The following is a 16,916-nucleotide window of genomic DNA, read 5'->3' on the forward strand; positions in this document are numbered from 1 at the left end:
GCCCGCTCTCGGGATTCGATTCTTCTTCCGCCATGAAACACGGTTCGCGCCCTGTCTTGATATAGGTTGAGGAGGTTCGCTCTATATTGAATCTCAATGGGCTATCAGGTATGGTTGGTTGTCCCTTTTCGGTTCCAACCCACACCGGGAGGGACCGGCGACACCACCGTTGTCGTCTCGGCTTGGCTACGTGGTGTGTGAACCACCCCACCCTACCGCTCGCCTGACGGCTCGCGCTTGAGGGTGTCGTCAGAACTCTCTGAGTTCTGACTGCTAACCAGAAGTCTGTGACTTCTGGTGATGGGGCTTCCTGTTTCGACGACGCGCTTTGCAGGAATCGCTAAGAACCTACCAGAAAGAGAATAAAAATTAAACAGACATATCGAAGACATATAATGCGACACAGGAGAATACCGACTGCGATATCGGTGCCATCTCTGCCCAGGGATGAAGCTGTATCGTGATTAGAGACCCCACCTTCTCTCCCAATCCCGAGGTGGGTGTCTCTCCTCAATGTGCCTCTCTCATTGACTAATCGTACCGGACACAGGATGTACTTAGGACACAACCCATTCACCAGAAACATCCAACGCACAGACAGATGCTCTCCAGACAGCCAGCTCATTCAACAGGCGTCACCCGCGGCCTGCATTCCTTTCGGACCCCATGCTTTACGCGGGGAGGATGTCAAGATACGGAGACGGTCACTCCTTGTTCAACCTCATCGTTTCTAAAACCCCACCTAAGCGCTCGAACGTGTCGGCGTCGTATGCTCGAATATCATAGCGATTCGCGCTGTTGCGAGCGGTGTGCAGTGAGATGATTCCGAATTCAACCACCAGTGGCAGCATTTTCCCAAAGACCTGTGAGCTGATTAGCTCATCATCGAGTGGTGCATAGAGTTGACGACTTGTTGGATAACTGTGAGTCGTGCCATCGAGAGCAGCTTTGAGTTCCGAATGATAGTGTTGCAGGTGACCAAACTGCTGTGGCGAACGGGCTCGTAGCGTCTCTGCTTGCGCTCTAAGACTCGTGACAGTCCGCGTTGAGACAGTCTCATCAGCATTCGGTGGTCGTCCATCAGTCATAACTTCGTTATTAATCAAGTTCACATGTGAATTGCTTGCTGATAACTATTTGGGTGAGAACAAGATAGAGAGTCTCACAAACCAGATAATTACACCAGTGTCTGTGTCGACTACCGCAGATCACCCACGGCCCACCGCAGGACACAACTCAGGTGAGACTGGACACGCCGCCGCTGGTCCAACGAACCCCGATGTCGAATGGACACGGAGTCGAGGGTCAGAGTCTGTCACACGACCTGCTGTTCGAATACCCCGATCAGCACCGTCGCGTACGCACCCAGCACAACGCCAATCATAAGAGGTACTCTAGGCAACGCCGGAGGCGGCGTCACCGACACCACTTCTGGGCCGACCTGTCGTGCGACAGTCGCCCACTTATGTACACATCTCCCCAAGCGAGTTTTATGCAGACACGTCACGCCGTATTGGGGCTGGTTCTCGTAGTGACAGCAATAATGGGCGCGCGCGGTATCGTCGCCATCCTCAATGGTGATGTCGGTACCTTCGCCCGACAGGTCGCCGTCGGTGGGTTTATTCTTGTGTTCGGTGTCGCGCTGTACCGCAACTGGGACGCGATTGGAACCTGAGCGGGTAGCCCACTGCGTTACGTCCAGTTCCTACGATCTGTGTGATATATTCTCGCACGTCAGTCCCCACTATTGCGGGAGAGTTGTCGGAGGACAAACCCCACCTTATGATGCTCGAATAGATAGCGATGAATATAAGCAGATTAGCCGACCTCGTTTCGCACAATGTTCAAATGTTAGACATACAATATCACGATCCATGATTGACCCAGTCCTCGGCAGTCGCTTGCAGTTCGCGCTCACGACGATCGTCCACATCATCTTCCCGGTGATGAGTATGGGGCTTGCACCCTTCTTGATCTACTTCACCTGGAAGGACATCCGGACCGGGAAACCGGTGTACGAACAGCTCAGACGCTTCTGGACGAAGATTTTCGCCGTCTCCTTCGTCGTCGGCACCGTCACGGGAATCGTCTTAGAGTTCGAGTTCGGGACGAACTTTGCGGCGTTCTCGACGGCCGCCGGCGAACTATTCGGTGGCCCGTTAGCCGTCGAGGGGATGATGGCGTTCATGCTGGAAGCGACTTTCCTCGGTGTGTTCGTCTTTGGCCGAGAGCGGGTCTCCGATACACTATATATGATCTCCGCGCTGGCGGTCGGCGCCGGGACGTGGCTGTCAGCGGTGTGGATTCTCATCGCCAACTCGTGGATGCAGGTCCCCCGCGGATACGAACTGGTGACTGAGAACGGCCAGACGGTGGTTCATCTCGTCGATCCCATCGCGGCGTACCTCAACCCGCGATTCGGGTTCATGTACATCCACATGCAGAACGCCGCCGTCGAGTCGGTCGCACTCTTCATGGCCGGCGTGGCGGCATACTACGTCTTTCGGCATCACGTCTGGGAGTATCCAGTCGAGAATATCTCCTTTTGGGAGACGACGCTGAAGATTGCCCTCGTCGCGTTGCTGATTACAGCGCCGCTGCAGGTTCTCCACGGCGACCTCTATGCCCGGCACGTCTACGAAACCCAGCCTCAGAAATTCGCCGCGATGGAGGCCGTCTGGGAGACCGAGTCCTACGTCCCCGAGTATTTGATTGCGGTCCCGACTGACCTTAGTGATATCACCGACCCACGTGCGAAAGAGCTGTTCGGCCTCGGCATTCCCGGTGGGGCATCGTGGCTTGCAAGCGGGGGTGATCCGAACGCCGAGATCACCGGCTTGAACGAGTTCGACACGGAAGCCCCGCCTGTCGCCATCGTTTTCTGGGCGTTCCGAGCGATGGTTGGGTTGGGCTTTTGGTTCATCCTGCTGGCGTTCTGGGGCGGCTACCGCTGGCTGACGGGTGACCTCTTTGAAGACGACCTCCTGCACAAGGCGTTGATGGGGTCGAGTCTACTCGGCATCGTCGCGGTCGAAGTCGGCTGGATCGTCACTGAAGTAGGCCGCCAACCGTGGGTTATCCAGGGCGTGATGAAGACCCACGAGGGTGTTTCACCCGGCCTCACCGGTACCGAGGCGGCGATTACCCTCGCTGGGTTCGCCCTCGTCTACACCACCCTGCTCGGCCTCTACACCTACGTCATTGCACGGATCATCCGCGCCGGCCCACCCGGCCGCGATGACCTCCGCGACCACCCAAAGCGTCGGGATACCGGCGACAGGCCTGAGGCACCCGCGGGGGTCGCAAGCGATGACTGACCTCGCAGGACTCGCCGACGGCCCACTGTTCGGCCTCCCGCTTCCCGAACTGTGGTTTGGCCTCATCTTCGCCATGCTGGGGACGTTCCTGTTTCTCGATGGCTTCGACTTTGGGGCCGGCGCGCTGTTTGCCACCCGCGAAGACGACGAAGACCGAGAGATGATTCTCGCGGCTATTGGGCCGTTTTGGGACGGCAACGAAGTGTGGCTCGTCGTCTTCGGTGGGGCGCTGTTCGCCGCCTTCCCAGCAGTATACGCCAACTTGTTCAGTCGGCACTACCTGCTGATGTTCGGGATTCTCGGTGCGCTGATCCTCCGAGGACTCGCCCCAGAGATGTACGAACAGCGCCACGACAAGCAGTGGCAGCGCTGGTGGGGGCGGTCGTTCGTCGCTGGCAGCATCCTCGCACCGTTTCTCCTCGGCGCATTCGTCGGCAACTGGGTCGCCGGGACGCCACGGTCGTTCACCCTTGTCGGCATCCTCGTCGGTCTGACAACCGTGGCGCTCACGATTGTCTCCGGAACCGCCTTCCTGCGTGTGAAAACCCGCGGGACGCTTCGTGCGGACCTGCAGTCCTACGGCGAGCGCGCTGTCGTCGTGTATCTACTCGCCGTCGTCGCCACCCTCGTCGCCCTCGCAGTGGACGGCCTGCGAGCGGCGATCCTGTCGCCGGTCGTCCTCGCACTCGTGGGTGCGTCTGTCCTCCTGGCAGGGGGCTACGTGCTTGCGCTCCGCCAGGGGCGTGATCTAGTCGCACTGGCCGCGAGCGCTGGACTGACCTACGGGCTGACCGTGGTCGTCGCGCTGTTGTTGTACCCCTCAATCGACCCAGTCTCGGGACTGACCGTCCGCAGCGCGATCGTCTCGACGCTCCCGCTGAACCTGATGTCAGTGGGTGCGGCGCTGCTCCTTCCGCTGGTGGCGAGTTACTTCGTCGTCCTCTACTCGGCGTTCAGTGGCCCCGCCGACCCCTCGGAGGCGTACTGATGGGTGAACGTACTGCAGAACAACCGACACCGGACACGACCCAGGAATCCGACACGGACACCGGGCGTCGGTCACGCCCGGCGATGCTTGCTTCCCGAGCGTTCGTCACGTGGGCACAACTGGTCGTCGTTGGGTTCGCGGGGTCGGCACTCGGCGGGGCGACGTCCGGACCGCCACAGTTGGTTGTGTACCTCGCGACGACGCTCCTCTCAGTCGGCGTCCTCTTCTACAACATCGACCAGCTGATTCAGGGTCGGACATCGGACGCTGCTCGCCCCTGAAGGGAGTCGCTGTCACTAGACACTCAACTGACGGACGCTCGACGCAGGACGCTCACTTCTGATACGGGAACCGATTCTACAACTGAACCAGAACAGATTCACCCGAGTAAGAACACCATCGAGTAATGCACGAGTTCCTGTTCTCGCTCACATACGAGACGGGGGTAGACGACTATGCTGATGTGTTCATCGAACACGACGACCTTCGCTCTGAGGCGGTTTACTCGTGTCTGGACCCCTCACAGTTGTGGCGGCTCGAAGTGCTCACGGGCGACATTCCGACGCTCGAGGAGGTGACTCCGCTTGCTCTCGACGAGTCGTGCGACCGGGAGTCGATTAGCGGACGGTCGTGCGAAGCAGCCCGCCAGTGCAGTCTTCTTTCCGATACCAGGTGCCGGCGCGTGGTGTACTCGCATCTCTCGGACGTCCGACGGTGTGATGCCGTCCCCGTGATCGCCGCGAAGTACATCTCCGGCGGACTGCTAATAGAACAGACGCGACGCGGCGCCGAATCCCAGTGGCGGATTCTGATGCAGAGCGAAGAGAAAGCTGGCATGTTGTACGACACCCTCGGCGCTCGGCTTGCCGACGGCGTCCGATTTCGCTTCGAGCGGTTCGCTGAGGTCACGACGTGGCAAAACACGGTGCTCACGGCGAACTCACTGCCGAACGAACAGTACCAGACGCTCGCACTCGCCGTTGAGCAGGGCTACTTCGAGACGCCCCGTGAGGTGACGCTCGACGAACTCGCCGAGCAACTCGACATCCCCAGATCGACAGTTTCCTACCGCCTCCGACGGGCGGTCAGCGAGGTCGTCAAGAACGTCGTCTGGGACTAAGTCGTCGAGAACGGCGTCGATCTCATTCGTGCCGTTTCACACAGATGCAAGGAGGAAGTCCACTCGTGGGAGGAAGCCGACGTCCTGCGAGAACGGTGGAGACGATCTGCCGTGAACAGATACCTGTCAGCGTCTACCCGGTCTAGAGACTGTTCTCTTCGTTAGGTTCGACTCGGAGAACGGGTATTTGCAAGTGAGGCTTGTCGGCGACGGTGGACGGCCGACTACAGCGATTCGGTGGCCTCAGCGTCGCGCCGTCCGGTGCCCCCGGTGAGTCCGATTCCCGCCAAGAGGAGAGCCGTCGGGACGAACAGCACCCCGCCAAGCGCCGTCACGATGTCGTTGTGCGTGAGTCCGTACACGACTGAACCGATTGCAAGCGACAACGCGAGCACAGCGCCGAGACAGTACCGGCAGTCTCGGTCGGCCTCTGCCACTCGGTCCGACAGCGCTTTGATCATAGTCGTATCGAACGACGGGATCAAGATAGCTGTTCAGTTGTCACGCGACAACTGTCACGCGAATCGACGCACTCTGCCGACCGAGGCGTGTCAGATGAACTGGCGCACGAACGTCAGGCTGTAGATTCTGGCACGAAGACAGTCGATTACCCGGTTGTGAGCAGCTGCGGGAGGAAGACGCCGATACCGACCAAAACGAGAAAAGCGAGCGCGAAAGCCGTCTGTTCTTCGACCCCGACCGATTCTAACAGAAGGTCTGTGAGGTACGCCACTGGGAGGGCGAGTACAACCAAGACCGCTGTGATTAGATTTCCCCGCGAAACCATCGCTGTCGCAATTGAACGGCCACTGGTAAAAATGTTACACAGGCGTCAGTTCGGCCAGTGAATCGTACGGTGATGACCGAGGTGTCCTCCTCAGGTGACGCGGCCCTGTTCAAGGAGTTCCCTGATGCGTCTGAGTTCGGTGAGTACGTCCCCGGACATCAGACGTTCCTCCGATTCACGGCGAGACCGATTATCCGTGTCGCCACCTTCGGTCGCCTCCGGCGGGCGTCGTCGAATCTTCGCCAGTATCTGGTCTTTAATCTCCTCGTAGTCGCTCACCCCGGAAATGGTGAGTTCGGCGCCGGTCTGGCCGCCGAATCCGGCGGTGTGGACGCCGACTGACCCGGCGTCGACCAGCCGCTGGAGCGGGCCCTGTGCGGCATCAACGTTAGTGATGCGGTTGTACGGGACGGTCGTCTTCTGTCGGAAGAAGACGCCGCGTCGATACTCGAGTTCGTCGTCGGTGAGCCGATAGTCGGCGGTCGCGAAGAACGCCGGGATCCACCACGCCACGAACCCGAACACGACGAGGAGGATACTTCCGCCGACCACGACGACCCACTGGTTGACCTCGAAGAGGATGCCACTGATGCCGAGGACACCGACGACCGCGAGAACGACGACCAGCAGGATTCCCTCAACAGCGAAGTAGTACTGCTTCAATTTCTCCGGTTTGAACCACTCGTTTTCTCGCCTCATACACTTAGATACGGCTGTCACGGCCTTCTACCCGTCAGAGATTCTCGAAGGATGAGAACGACGTCGGGTCGATTCTTGGAGGCGTTCGGTTGTCGGTTCGGGCGAGATAGACAGTACGCTCGTTGGTCGTACGCGACCAGCTGAATCGGGACGCTTCGTGACCAAGGTTTAGGCACATTGTCGCTCATCGTCCAGTAGGGGAGCGACGCACCAGTCTCAGTCTTGGCCTCGAACGGTCCTCGAGCTAGTCGGTCTCACCGTCCTCACGTTCGTGATTGCACTCCTCGCGGGCGTCGTGTTCACCTGGAATTGTATCAGTTGTAGTACTACTATTCACCCTCGTCCTCGCCATGGTTAGCCACCATGTGGGCTGCACAGCATCTGAGTCGAGTCAGTGCCTCGTTGAACGTCTCAGATGAAAACTGAGGTGGACGCCAAGTGGCCGACTATCGCTCCGAACTCAGCACACTCTCGGGCTCTATCAGAACTGGCGTGCTGAATACAGAAAGTGTTCAGCGCATGGGGCCGTATGCTCCAGTCAGTTAGCGGCGACCCGAGAGCGATAGCTGTGGGCTACTCGCTAACTTCGGTCTTGATGACGGTCGCCGGCCGCGTCGTCAACCGGAGGACTCGGTCGGTGACGCTCCCGAGAAGCGCCCGGTACTCTGCGGGTCGGCGCTTCGTCCCGAGCACCAGCAGGTCAACGTCGCTCTCGTCGGCGTACGCAACGATCTGCTCGGCGGGTTGGCCGTGCTGTAACGCCTCGACGATGTCGACGCCGTGTTCGCTCGCTCTGATACGGATATCGGCGATCGCGTCCTCTCCCAGTTCCTCTAAGCCGTGTTCTGGACCTTCAGCTTCGTCGACGTACTCATCACCACTGTAGGACGTCACCACGTCCTCGTCGACGACGTAGAGGACGTGCAGTACGGCGTCGTGGACTGCAGCCAACTCAATCGCGTGCGATTCGGCTTCCTTGGAGGCGATTGTGCCGTCCGTCGAGAGCAAAATTCGGTCGTACATTCGGCGGAATTTCGTCGACGAATGATATAAAACCAGTTCTGATTCTCTCCGTCCGAGATATGCCTCGAAACGCTGGACACGTCGCCGATGGGTTGTTTGTCCGGGTTTCGGTTGTGAGTGGCCCAGATTCTCCCCATACTGTCTGGAGAGGCGTACAACAGGCGGCGAGCCGACACGGCACTACACATTCCACGCTACCAACTATCCACCAACCACCAAACACATATTCGATGGGCTCGCTTTCTCAACGGTTTTGTTTGTTCGGTCACAACGATAGGTATGGCATCTGACTTCGTGCGCTCGGTAGCTCCACTGGTCGTGATCGTCGCCGTCGCGGCGGTCGCGCTCACGAATGTGATGACCCCCTCGACAGTCTTCATGATGGTCCTCCCCTCGATGATCGTCTTCTCAATCGTCGCGTTTTTCTTCGGGATGAAACACGGCGAGTCCCGCGCCAGTCAGTAGCACTCCGGGCCGGTTGCGCTGGCAGCCTCGATACGGAATTGGGACCGTTCGGCGTCGGTTGCCGATGGGTTCGACCCAGAGGCTGAGGAAACATCAAAAGCCACGGGCCACGTGCCCGTACTCGCTCATTCAGCCATCGAGTTCGTCCACTCCTCTGCAGTGACAATAAGACCGACGTCGCGAAGTCAGTCAGAAAGCAGTTCGACAATTCCCGAGCTTGGCGTCAAGACACCGCCAGAGAACGGGGAGTCAATCTCCTCACGTGTACGATACGGGCACCGGCGTCGACTGCCTCGTCGTGGCACCGGTCGACCATCTCCCGAATCCAGGTGACTTCACCGGTGAGGTCACAATTGTCGTCCCTGCGGCGACACAGGCCTCCACGAGGGTGGCAGCATCAACGATATATTGCGGACTGGGACCGTGTGCACCGTGGTTTAGGTACATTCCTTCACGCAACGCCGGGATATCCGCACGCAGTTCCAGTGGAGTCATCGGTTCTGACCCCCAGCCACTGCCCGTGGAGGAGTTTGACGACACTCATCTCCCTCGACAACTCTGAACGGTAACGATGTGTTCGACGCCATTCTTTGGGAGTTTATTGTCCGACACGAATAATCTTGTAATTATTGTACAATAATTACACCGCTACCAACGACTGGTTACGATTCGCTTTGGGTTACGCTCGTCTCAGATTGTTCGTATTTCTTCTCGAATTCAGCAATGAGCGGACCCATCTTCGCGTACCAATCGTTGAGCATCCGCTGTAGTTCACCGCTGATTTTCGAGGGTTCTGTCGGGCTATATACATGGTAGTACCCACCATTGTCGTGGTTAATCTGAGTTTTCTGGACGAACCCAGCCGTTCGCAAACGCTGGACGGAACGGTAGATGGTCGAGCGCTCTCGGTCAACCGCCGCTGCGACTTCGTCGATCGTCAACGGGCCGGGTGCCTCTGTGAGTACCTCGAAACAATCTTCGTCGAGTTGACTCAGCCCGTGGAAACATTCGAGGAGACTCTCACAGCCCATGTCCCGTTGGAGTTGTTCGACCATCGAAGTCATATCTATACAAAACTATGGACTGCCACAGCAAAAGTATTGCCCGAAATATACAATTCTGGTCCGGCTGTGTTCCACGTCGCTCGGTATTCGGTGGACTCGCTGGACAGCACCGGCTTGGAGGTCCGGTGTGTGGAAACGACGAAAGCCGTTGTGTCGAAGCGAACGCGCTTTGCCCCCTCGTTGCTTGCTCGCCTTGACTGTTCGTTGGAGGTGGGCTTTCTACATCGTCGCGTAGATGGCAACCGTGTGATTCCCTGTGAGCCACCTGCCCGGGGGTCCAAGTAGGACCTGCGTACTCGGCATCCCGTGTCTCATCTGCGAGCCGCCGATTCGACATGTGAACCAAGTGGTATTTGCTTGTGAGACTGCTTCTAGTACATATGGCTCGACGACACCCTTCTGTGATGGGACATTTTACTCGGCGACAGGCGTTGCTAATGGGGGCGGCCGTATCCCTCACTTCTGTGGCGGGTTGTCTCGGCGACGGTGGAAACGGCGACACCGATACCCCAGCGGCGATTACGCTTCCAGATGATGCTACGTGTGACGTCTGTGGGATGGTTATCAGCCAACACCCGGGGCCGACCGCCGAAATTTTCTACATCGACAATAGCCCAGAAGGACACGATAACCCCGCACGCTTCGACAGTACGTGGGAGGCCTATCAGTACGACTTCGAACACGCCAATCAGGGGTGGGAGCACTCAGCGTTCTACGTCACGGACTACTCGAGCGTCGAGTACAGCCTCCCAGAGGAGCGAGGAAGCACGTTCATCTCGACACACCCCGAAAAAGAGGCGTTTGCCCTCGTAGAGGACGTCACTTACGTCGTCGGGTCTAGAGTGCAAGGAGCGATGGGGAGCGATCTTATCGGGTTCACTGAGAAGTCGGACGCAGAGTCGTTCCAATCCGAACATGGTGGTGAGCTGATAACGCACGGAGATGTCTCCCCAGAAGTCATCGCCGGCTTGGGAAAGCGATAAGATGGCGCTGCTGACACCGACTGGGACTCGGTGGCTGAGTGGGATACTCACAGTCGTCTTGCTTGTGTCGATGTTCTCGTTCGTATTGACTCCGGTCGGTGGCAAAGAGCTGCGACCAGTCCCGTTTGAGGATACGGTTGACGCCGGTGGGACGAGTGTCGATATCCAACGATCCCTCCAAGAGGGGTTTATCATCCCGCAGGCAGAGGTGTTTTACTCCAACTACCGGTATGTCGTCGGCTACTATGGCGTACGGATGGCCGCAGCAGAACTCGCCGACCCTGGTACCGAGCGACAGTTCGGAACACCGTTGGCGGTGTACGTGTCGGATTTCTCGACAGTGACGCCGACGCTCACCGACGAGGGATTCATCATCCCCGAGTCGGGACGGGCGGTTGGATGGGTCGCTGCGGACAGAGCCATGTACGTCATCGACAGTGAGGCACACATACCGTCTGGACCTGCAGTGATGCCGTTCTCCGACCGTACCGACGCCGAGCAGTTCGCCGAAACCTACGGCGGCGACGTCGTCGGGTGGAAGACGTTGCAATCTCGTGTCGACACCCCGTTGGAACATCGACTTGCTCGCTTCGACGAGATGACCGCATCGTACCAGACGTGGGCGAATCAAACCGTGGCCTCGTCTCGAGGCCTCCTTGAGAGGCCACGCTCGTTCACCGTTGGAGAGGATGCCCCGAACGTGTCGGCCGCAATCGCCGCTGCACCGCCGAACACGACGGTATATGTACCGCCAGGGCAATACGAAACGACCGAACTCGTCGTGACGAAACCACTCACGATCGTGGGTGCGGGCAACGAAACCGTCATTCGGGGTGACGGTACTGGAAGCGTTGTTCACGTTCGCGCCGACAATGTGGCGATTCACAACCTCCGAGTCGCAGGTGTCGGTGATATCGGGAGCCGGAGTCCCGAGAGAGCGAACCAATCAGTCAACTGGGACACGAACATCCAACTTGCCTATGGATATGGTGATGCAGCGGTCGTGCTCGATGGGTCGAACAACTCCGTCGTCTCGAACGTCCATATCAAGACTGCTTCGAGCGGCATCATCGTCCGTGAGAGCAACCGCAGCGTCATCGACAACGTGACCGTCGACGGCGCACCGACACCGAACGAGGGGTTCATGGGAGCGATTCTCATCGACGGTCGGAGCATCGTCCAAGACTCGACGTTCCGCGACGGCCGTGACGGAATCTACACGCATCGAGCAGATGGAAGTGTTATCCGTTATAACCGGATGGAGGGCGGCCGCTACGGCGTCCATGAGATGTACACCTCCCGGACGCTTGTCACGCGCAACGACGCCCGCGACACGCAGACAGGAATCATCGTGATGGGGCGCCCGACAGAGAACATCGTCATCCACAACGCCGTCCGCGATAGCGTCATCGGCATCGTCTCGGCTGGTGGCAACTCCTTGTACGCGAACAACACCATAGTGCACAATCGGGACGGACTCAGAGTGACGGGTGATCAAAACATATTCATGGACAACGTCATCGTCAGCAACGACGTCGGCATCAAAACCAACGAAATTCTGCCAGCGAACTGGGTCCTTCGTAACGATGTCGTCGGCAATGCCAAATCGGTTGACTCGCAACTGGGTCCCCTGCGTACGTGGACCTATCGTGGCATCGGCAACTATTGGGGTCCGCTTCCACTCCCAGACAGAGACGACGATGGCGTCTACGACCGAGCGTACGAGCCGACAGGGACGGTTGATAGTCGACTCGGGACGACATCAGGGGGCACGACCCTTGCCCAGTCGCCTGCAGCAGCGACGCTCCGGCGCGTCCGTGACGTTGTTTCCGGCCTTCGACAGTCAGGCGTAATCGATACCGCACCACGAACAGTACCGTTTCACCCCCAGCGGCTCGCCGACCTGAACATGAACGCCACGGCAGGTACCACAACATGAGCGAGGAGCGTGCACCGACTGCATCCAAGGAGTCACCGCCACAAGAGCGTACTCAGTCACTCACCGACACGAAGAGATCTATTGCGCTGCAAGCGACCAATCTATCTCGGTCGTTCGGCGATGTCACCGTTCTCGAAGACGTCTCACTCTCCGTTGGACGCGGCGAACTGGCGGCGGTCATCGGTCCGAACGGGTCGGGAAAATCGACGCTGATGGAAGCACTCGCGGGAATTCGCGCTCCCGACCGAGGGACCGTTACAATCACGTCACCAACAGAGGCGACGGCCGAACGACGGGCTGTCGGCTACCTGCCACAGCGGCCATTGTTTCGGCGGGGGTTCTCGACTCGCGACACGCTCGAATTTTACGCCCGCTTCGTCGACGACACAGCGGTGGACGTCGCTGTGACGGAAACGCTCGACCGGGTCGGACTCTCCGACGTCGCTGGGCGTACAGTCGGGTCACTCTCTGGCGGGATGACCCGTCTTCTCGGACTCGGCCAAGCGATTCTCGGCCACCCGTCGGTTCTCGTGCTCGACGAACCTGGAAGCGGACTCGATCCTGCCATGGTCGAACGACTGTTTAGCATCCTACGTTCGCTTGCAGACGACGACACTGGTATCGTCGTCACTTCCCACAACCTCGAAGCAGTCGAAAAGTATGCCGACACCGTAGTGTTGCTCGACCGGGGGGAAGTGGTTCTCTCCGGGACGTCGAGTGACATCCTCGCGTCGACCGAGAGTGAGACACTGGTCGAGGCCTTTCTCACGACAGTCCAAGGCGAGGAACGTGAATCGACAGTCAGAGCTGGACAATCGTCTGAGGTAAATAACTCGTGAACGTCCGTGAGGCCCTGAGCGTCGTCCGTTCGGTTGTGAATGACCTGTTTGTCGTCGCGACACGTGAACTTCGAACGGTCATCAGAACACCTGCGCTCGTCGCCTTGGCTGGAGTGTATCTCGTGAGTATTCTCGCTGTTGCATGGGCAGGCACTGGCGGCAGTGGGGGATTCATCCCTTTGACTCTCGACTTGCTCACGTTCACCGAAGTGTTGATTCCGCTGTTGGCGCTCGCGTTCGGCTATCGCTCGATCCTCGATGACCGACTCACCGGTGAACTCGATATGCTCCGGACCTTTGATGTGAGCCGTATCGCCTATATCGGCGGTGTCTATCTCGGTCGAGCGATTGTCCTCGTTGGGCTTGTCGTCGTGTCGCTGTTCGCCGCTGGCCTGCTCGTCCCTGTACTCACCGCGGATCAACCGACGTTTTTCGCGCAGAACCAGGCGGCCGACTCTGGGATTCGTTTCGTCCGTTTCGTTGTTTTCGCGGCCGGGTTTGCCCTCGTCACGCTTGCTGTCGCACTTGCCGTGTCTGCTGTGACGCGCACACTCCGGACGGCGTTTGCGCTCGCAACCACGCTCGCCGCAGCGTTCGTCGTCGGTATCGACACGACACTGATTGCCGGACTTGCATCAGGCGTCCTCCCGTCGGAGAGTGTTCCCCTGCTTCTTGCGGCCAGTCCGAACAGCGCGTTCCGGGGACTCGTCCTCGCGGAGGCGGTTGGCGCCATCGGTGGGGCCGCGGTCAACGCTGGCAGCACGCCGCTGAACGTCGTCGGATTGCTCGGCTGGTGGGTCCTCGCACTCGCGGTCGCAATGTGGCGTGTCTGGCCGACTGTCGTGCTTGAGACGACCGTCTCGGCCGACGCTCACGAAACGTGATGACCGTCCCTGCGTTTTTGACGGTGAAGCTCTGTGAGGCTATGTCTTCACCATCCTCTCGGTGGCGAAGTGGGTGCCATATCGACGGTCGGTCAGGGCCTGCTGACTGCGACCGTTGTGACGATTGCTCTGCTCGTCGCTGTGTGGAAGGGGCCGGGACTCGGCTTGCCACGAACTGGGGATTCGTCTCCTCTCGAGCCTTCGGCTACAGAGTCGGACTGACTTGTGTCGAATCCACCACGTCCAGTACACCTTGCTCAGAAGGATATCGAGAACACGTGAACAGACGACTCGGATTCGGACGGTCTCAGGGCTACTCCGGGTTTCGCGAGCGCCCGATCGCACCTGCGAGTGCGAGAAGATACCCTAAGCCATACTGGACGTCTGGGTTCCGAATTTCCCGAGCGAGTCCAAGTGCACCGACACGTTCGGGGTCCTCGGCTTCGGCCGTGCCGACTCCTTTGAGCAGCCGTTGTAATCCGTCTCGAGTCTCCGTGTCTGCTGCAGTATCTGCGACTTCACCGAGCGCAGAGCCCGTACTCGCGAGCTCCCGGACCATCTCGTCGCTGAGTGCGGCACTGCCCAGCGAAGCTACCTGGGCTAACTCCACGAGATCGTCGAGCGCGCCCGACTGCTGTAACGTGACGATTGTCTCGAGTGCCTCTTGAAGCTCCGCCCCGTTCTCGCCGACGGCTGCGGCAAGGCCGACAGTCTCGTCGGTCGCGAGGCCGTCTGCGGACTCCGCGAGTGTCGTGGCCGTTCCCGAGAGCTCTCGGACCATCTCGTCGCTGAGTGCACTCTCACCAAGGGACATCACATCCAACAGTTCGTTCACGGCGTCAAGCCGTTCGACGAATGCAGCGACTGCTTCTGGGTTCTCTGCAATCGCCGCTTCGAGCGCTTCACGCGATTCCGGCTGTTTCTCCGCCATGATTAGAGCAGTCCCCGTGCAGTGAGCCAGTAGGCCTCGTTGTACGCCAACTTCGACCAGTGCAGTTTCTGTGACGGCGGAACCGGATTTGGTGGGTTCTCGTAGTCGAACGCAACGAACGACGCTTCATCCATGCCCGTCTCGAGGAAACAGATCGTCTTCCCATCGTAGGTCGCCGTCGCCGGATACCCACGGACAGTACTCGATAGCCGTTGTGCCACGACACCGGCCTGATAGTGTGCGACACTGCCCGCCTTCGGGACACCGGTCTCGGCCGTATCACCGAGTGCGTACACGTCGTCTGCGTGCTCTGCTTCGAGGGTGTGTTTGTCCACGCTGACCCAGCCGTTGTCGCCAAGACCAGCCTCCTTGATGAGGTCGATGCCGCGGTGTGGTGGGATACTGACGAGGAGGTCGTAGTCGAGGTCTGGTCCCTCCATCGACGTGATAACCTTGGACTCCGGGTCGACCTCTTCTGCGTTGAAGAACGTCTCGACGTTGATGTTACGCTCGTCGAGCAGTGGCTTGGCCCACTCGGCGATGTTCGGATTCCCGTGGACACGGTCGGTTGGGTACGTATAGGTAATCTCGATAGCCTCTCGAAGCCCACGCTTGCGGAACCAGTCGTCGGCCATGAAGACGAACTCCAGCGGTGCGGCCGGACACATGTGGGGCGTCCCAATGACACTGAGCACGAGGTGACCCTCGGTGAACGGCAGCAGTTCCTCGCGAAGTGCCACCGCGCCATCCTCGCTGTAGTAGTCGTGGCCGCCCTTGGCGAGCCCCGGAATCTCTTCGGGTGCGAGCGTTGACCCCGTCGCGAGAACGAGAGAGTCGTAGTCGACTGACCCGGCTCGGTCTTGGTAGTGGAGTTGTTTGGCGTCGGTGTCGATTTCGCTGACCCGCTCATTTCGGAGATCGATTCGGTCGTCGATGAGCTCCGAGAGGCGGCGACGACCATCTTCGGGTTCTCGCTTGCCGAACGGAACATACAGCCACACTGGCTTGTAAACGTGGTCGGGACCATCGTTGACCAGCGTCACGTTGACGTCCCCCTCGGTAATCTCGGTATTGAGGCGCTCTGCGAGGTTGTTCGCCAGGACGCTTCCTCCGGTTCCCCCACCGACGATAACGATGTGGTGGCTCATGGCTTCGCCACGGAGAACCCGTCGCTGTCGCCCTGTCCGGTGGTCGCCAGCATTGTGTTCCCTGACTGTTCGGCCCACGTGGGACCAGCACTGAGCGGCTGTTCGGTGTCACTCATGAGCCCTAGAAGCGCCCCCGACTCAGCGCGCTCACTCGCACCGAGAATAACCTTTAGCGGACCAGGGTACGTTGCATCTGCCGCAGTCACCATCTTGTCGAGTTCTATTTCCGAGTCTGACATTATGCATCTGAGATGCCATCTGAAGATAGTTAATCATGTGGCATGTTCAAACATCACAAACGCACAATCGAGTCTCAATCACTCCGTTCTCAGCAGCGATTTCAAAGGACTTGAGGAAGGTGTTTAATTGGACCCCTGTGGGGCGAGTGTCAAACACCCGCGGCGGAACTCTCTTGAAGATGGGTCGCAGGGAGTCTGTATGCGTCAGAATTTCCTCTCGGTCTTGTTTGCACTTGACGCGACACTACTTGTGCTCCTCGTCATCGCATTCCAGTTCGTAGAGGCAGGCACAAGTGAGTACGCCATCCTGCAGGTCTCGCTCGTGATCATCCTCCTCACGGTCATCGGCCTCGCTCTCGCCGCCCGACGTGGCCAGCGACTGTTCGAATCGTAGGGTTGGTTCTCCTTCCACGAGTTCCGCTCGACGTGGGTCGCAGGCGTGTCCGAAGACGCGAATTCTGAGTTGATGAAAACGTCAATGTAATTATTT

General features: G+C 58.9%; 19 protein-coding genes and 1 pseudogene. 11 read left to right on the forward strand and 9 right to left on the reverse strand.

Annotated elements, in window-relative coordinates; genetic code table 11:
* The first annotated feature begins 1,492 nt into the window (after positions 1-1,492).
* The 5 genes from BM083_RS02180 (at position 1,493) to BM083_RS02200 (ending at position 5,425) form a co-directional block, all read left to right on the forward strand.
* The gene (locus tag BM083_RS02180) at positions 1,493-1,675 is read left to right on the forward strand and encodes a DUF8073 family membrane protein (protein WP_089865163.1); all 183 of its coding nucleotides are present in this window, start codon (positions 1,493-1,495) and stop codon (positions 1,673-1,675) included.
* Positions 1,676-1,874: 199 nt separating this feature from the next.
* Complete coding sequence (locus BM083_RS02185; RefSeq protein WP_089865166.1) at positions 1,875-3,317, forward strand: cytochrome ubiquinol oxidase subunit I; 1,443 nt, start codon at positions 1,875-1,877, stop codon at positions 3,315-3,317.
* Complete coding sequence (gene cydB, locus BM083_RS02190; protein ID WP_089865169.1) at positions 3,310-4,305, forward strand: cytochrome d ubiquinol oxidase subunit II; 996 nt, start codon at positions 3,310-3,312, stop codon at positions 4,303-4,305. Before BM083_RS02185 ends, cydB begins: the two co-directional genes overlap by 8 nt.
* Positions 4,305-4,586, forward strand: coding sequence for a hypothetical protein (locus BM083_RS23080; RefSeq protein WP_245756824.1), 282 nt, complete (start codon positions 4,305-4,307; stop codon positions 4,584-4,586). The genes cydB and BM083_RS23080 overlap by 1 nt, the downstream gene beginning before the upstream one ends.
* 125 nt (positions 4,587-4,711) lie before the next feature.
* Entirely contained in the window at positions 4,712-5,425 is a 714-nt protein-coding gene (locus BM083_RS02200; protein ID WP_089865172.1) for a helix-turn-helix domain-containing protein, read from the forward strand.
* 224 nt (positions 5,426-5,649) lie between these two features.
* Here BM083_RS02200 and BM083_RS02205 read toward each other — a convergent pair whose 3' ends face one another.
* The 4 genes from BM083_RS02205 to BM083_RS02220 all read right to left on the reverse strand — a co-directional run bounded on the left by BM083_RS02205 (position 5,650) and on the right by BM083_RS02220 (position 7,934).
* Positions 5,650-5,886 carry a hypothetical protein gene (locus BM083_RS02205; protein ID WP_089865174.1) on the reverse strand — a complete coding sequence of 79 codons (237 nt, stop codon included), beginning with the start codon at positions 5,884-5,886 and terminating at the stop codon, positions 5,650-5,652.
* Between the two features lie 146 nt (positions 5,887-6,032).
* Positions 6,033-6,212: a DUF7987 family protein gene (locus BM083_RS02210; protein WP_089865177.1), complete on the reverse strand. Its 180-nt coding sequence runs from the start codon at positions 6,210-6,212 to the stop codon at positions 6,033-6,035.
* Between the two features lie 90 nt (positions 6,213-6,302).
* Positions 6,303-6,911 carry a PH domain-containing protein gene (locus tag BM083_RS02215; RefSeq protein WP_089865180.1) on the reverse strand — a complete coding sequence of 203 codons (609 nt, stop codon included), beginning with the start codon at positions 6,909-6,911 and terminating at the stop codon, positions 6,303-6,305.
* 573 nt (positions 6,912-7,484) lie between these two features.
* On the reverse strand, positions 7,485-7,934 hold the full coding sequence (locus BM083_RS02220; RefSeq protein WP_089865182.1) for a universal stress protein: 450 nt from the start codon (positions 7,932-7,934) through the stop codon (positions 7,485-7,487).
* Between the two features lie 279 nt (positions 7,935-8,213).
* Between BM083_RS02220 and BM083_RS02225 the strand changes: the two genes are divergently transcribed.
* The gene (locus BM083_RS02225) at positions 8,214-8,399 is read left to right on the forward strand and encodes a DUF7333 family protein (protein ID WP_089865184.1); all 186 of its coding nucleotides are present in this window, start codon (positions 8,214-8,216) and stop codon (positions 8,397-8,399) included.
* Positions 8,400-8,661: 262 nt separating this feature from the next.
* Here BM083_RS02225 and BM083_RS23735 read toward each other — a convergent pair.
* Together BM083_RS23735 and BM083_RS02230 are read right to left on the reverse strand one after the other, a co-directional pair.
* Positions 8,662-8,846: pseudogene (locus BM083_RS23735) on the reverse strand (hypothetical protein); the annotation flags it as partial.
* A gap of 215 nt (positions 8,847-9,061) precedes the next feature.
* Complete coding sequence (locus BM083_RS02230; protein ID WP_089865187.1) at positions 9,062-9,463, reverse strand: helix-turn-helix domain-containing protein; 402 nt, start codon at positions 9,461-9,463, stop codon at positions 9,062-9,064.
* Positions 9,464-9,900: 437 nt separating this feature from the next.
* Here BM083_RS02230 and BM083_RS02235 point away from each other — a divergent pair, with 437 nt between their 5' ends.
* From BM083_RS02235 to BM083_RS02250, 4 genes are read left to right on the forward strand one after another with little or no spacing between them, the layout of a single operon-like run.
* Positions 9,901-10,446, forward strand: a complete 546-nt coding sequence (locus BM083_RS02235) for a nitrous oxide reductase accessory protein NosL (protein WP_245756825.1) — start codon at positions 9,901-9,903, stop codon at positions 10,444-10,446.
* A gap of 1 nt (position 10,447) precedes the next feature.
* A complete protein-coding gene (locus BM083_RS02240; protein WP_089865193.1) occupies positions 10,448-12,385 on the forward strand; it encodes a NosD domain-containing protein in 1,938 nt (645 codons plus the stop codon).
* Complete coding sequence (locus BM083_RS02245; protein ID WP_089865196.1) at positions 12,382-13,224, forward strand: ABC transporter ATP-binding protein; 843 nt, start codon at positions 12,382-12,384, stop codon at positions 13,222-13,224. Before BM083_RS02240 ends, BM083_RS02245 begins: the two co-directional genes overlap by 4 nt.
* Positions 13,221-14,108, forward strand: coding sequence for an ABC transporter permease (locus BM083_RS02250; RefSeq protein ID WP_245756826.1), 888 nt, complete (start codon positions 13,221-13,223; stop codon positions 14,106-14,108). The genes BM083_RS02245 and BM083_RS02250 overlap by 4 nt, the downstream gene beginning before the upstream one ends.
* Before the next feature lie 313 nt (positions 14,109-14,421).
* Here the strand turns inward: BM083_RS02250 and BM083_RS02255 are convergent, their stop codons facing one another.
* Genes BM083_RS02255 through BM083_RS02265 form a run of 3 tightly spaced genes read right to left on the reverse strand, consistent with a single transcriptional unit; the run spans position 14,422 to position 16,426 of the window.
* On the reverse strand, positions 14,422-15,039 hold the full coding sequence (locus BM083_RS02255) for a helical membrane plugin domain-containing protein (protein WP_089865199.1): 618 nt from the start codon (positions 15,037-15,039) through the stop codon (positions 14,422-14,424).
* 2 nt (positions 15,040-15,041) lie between these two features.
* Entirely contained in the window at positions 15,042-16,187 is a 1,146-nt protein-coding gene (locus BM083_RS02260) for an NAD(P)/FAD-dependent oxidoreductase (RefSeq protein ID WP_089865202.1), read from the reverse strand.
* Positions 16,184-16,426 (reverse strand): hypothetical protein, encoded by a 243-nt coding sequence (locus BM083_RS02265; RefSeq protein ID WP_089865205.1) that lies wholly within the window; start codon positions 16,424-16,426, stop codon positions 16,184-16,186. The genes BM083_RS02260 and BM083_RS02265 overlap by 4 nt, the downstream gene beginning before the upstream one ends.
* A gap of 199 nt (positions 16,427-16,625) precedes the next feature.
* Between BM083_RS02265 and BM083_RS02270 the strand changes: the two genes are divergently transcribed.
* Positions 16,626-16,820, forward strand: coding sequence for a hypothetical protein (locus BM083_RS02270; protein WP_089865207.1), 195 nt, complete (start codon positions 16,626-16,628; stop codon positions 16,818-16,820).
* Positions 16,821-16,916 lie beyond the last annotated feature (96 nt).

The organism is Halogranum rubrum, from assembly GCF_900114455.1.
GTDB lineage: Archaea > Halobacteriota > Halobacteria > Halobacteriales > Haloferacaceae > Halogranum > Halogranum rubrum.

Bases quoted from the DNA above. Each gene is read 5' to 3' on its own strand.
- BM083_RS02180 (WP_089865163.1), top strand. From the start codon at position 1,493: ATGCAGACACGTCACGCCGTATTGGGGCTGGTTCTCGTAGTGACAGCA.
- BM083_RS02185 (WP_089865166.1), top strand. From the start codon at position 1,875: ATGATTGACCCAGTCCTCGGCAGTCGCTTGCAGTTCGCGCTCACGACG.
- cydB (WP_089865169.1), top strand. From the start codon at position 3,310: ATGACTGACCTCGCAGGACTCGCCGACGGCCCACTGTTCGGCCTCCCG.
- BM083_RS23080 (WP_245756824.1), top strand. From the start codon at position 4,305: ATGGGTGAACGTACTGCAGAACAACCGACACCGGACACGACCCAGGAA.
- BM083_RS02200 (WP_089865172.1), top strand. From the start codon at position 4,712: ATGCACGAGTTCCTGTTCTCGCTCACATACGAGACGGGGGTAGACGAC.
- BM083_RS02205 (WP_089865174.1), bottom strand. From the start codon at position 5,886: ATGATCAAAGCGCTGTCGGACCGAGTGGCAGAGGCCGACCGAGACTGC.
- BM083_RS02210 (WP_089865177.1), bottom strand. From the start codon at position 6,212: ATGGTTTCGCGGGGAAATCTAATCACAGCGGTCTTGGTTGTACTCGCC.
- BM083_RS02215 (WP_089865180.1), bottom strand. From the start codon at position 6,911: ATGAGGCGAGAAAACGAGTGGTTCAAACCGGAGAAATTGAAGCAGTAC.
- BM083_RS02220 (WP_089865182.1), bottom strand. From the start codon at position 7,934: ATGTACGACCGAATTTTGCTCTCGACGGACGGCACAATCGCCTCCAAG.
- BM083_RS02225 (WP_089865184.1), top strand. From the start codon at position 8,214: ATGGCATCTGACTTCGTGCGCTCGGTAGCTCCACTGGTCGTGATCGTC.
- BM083_RS02230 (WP_089865187.1), bottom strand. From the start codon at position 9,463: ATGACTTCGATGGTCGAACAACTCCAACGGGACATGGGCTGTGAGAGT.
- BM083_RS02235 (WP_245756825.1), top strand. From the start codon at position 9,901: ATGGGGGCGGCCGTATCCCTCACTTCTGTGGCGGGTTGTCTCGGCGAC.
- BM083_RS02240 (WP_089865193.1), top strand. From the start codon at position 10,448: ATGGCGCTGCTGACACCGACTGGGACTCGGTGGCTGAGTGGGATACTC.
- BM083_RS02245 (WP_089865196.1), top strand. From the start codon at position 12,382: ATGAGCGAGGAGCGTGCACCGACTGCATCCAAGGAGTCACCGCCACAA.
- BM083_RS02255 (WP_089865199.1), bottom strand. From the start codon at position 15,039: ATGGCGGAGAAACAGCCGGAATCGCGTGAAGCGCTCGAAGCGGCGATT.
- BM083_RS02260 (WP_089865202.1), bottom strand. From the start codon at position 16,187: ATGAGCCACCACATCGTTATCGTCGGTGGGGGAACCGGAGGAAGCGTC.
- BM083_RS02265 (WP_089865205.1), bottom strand. From the start codon at position 16,426: ATGTCAGACTCGGAAATAGAACTCGACAAGATGGTGACTGCGGCAGAT.
- BM083_RS02270 (WP_089865207.1), top strand. From the start codon at position 16,626: ATGCGTCAGAATTTCCTCTCGGTCTTGTTTGCACTTGACGCGACACTA.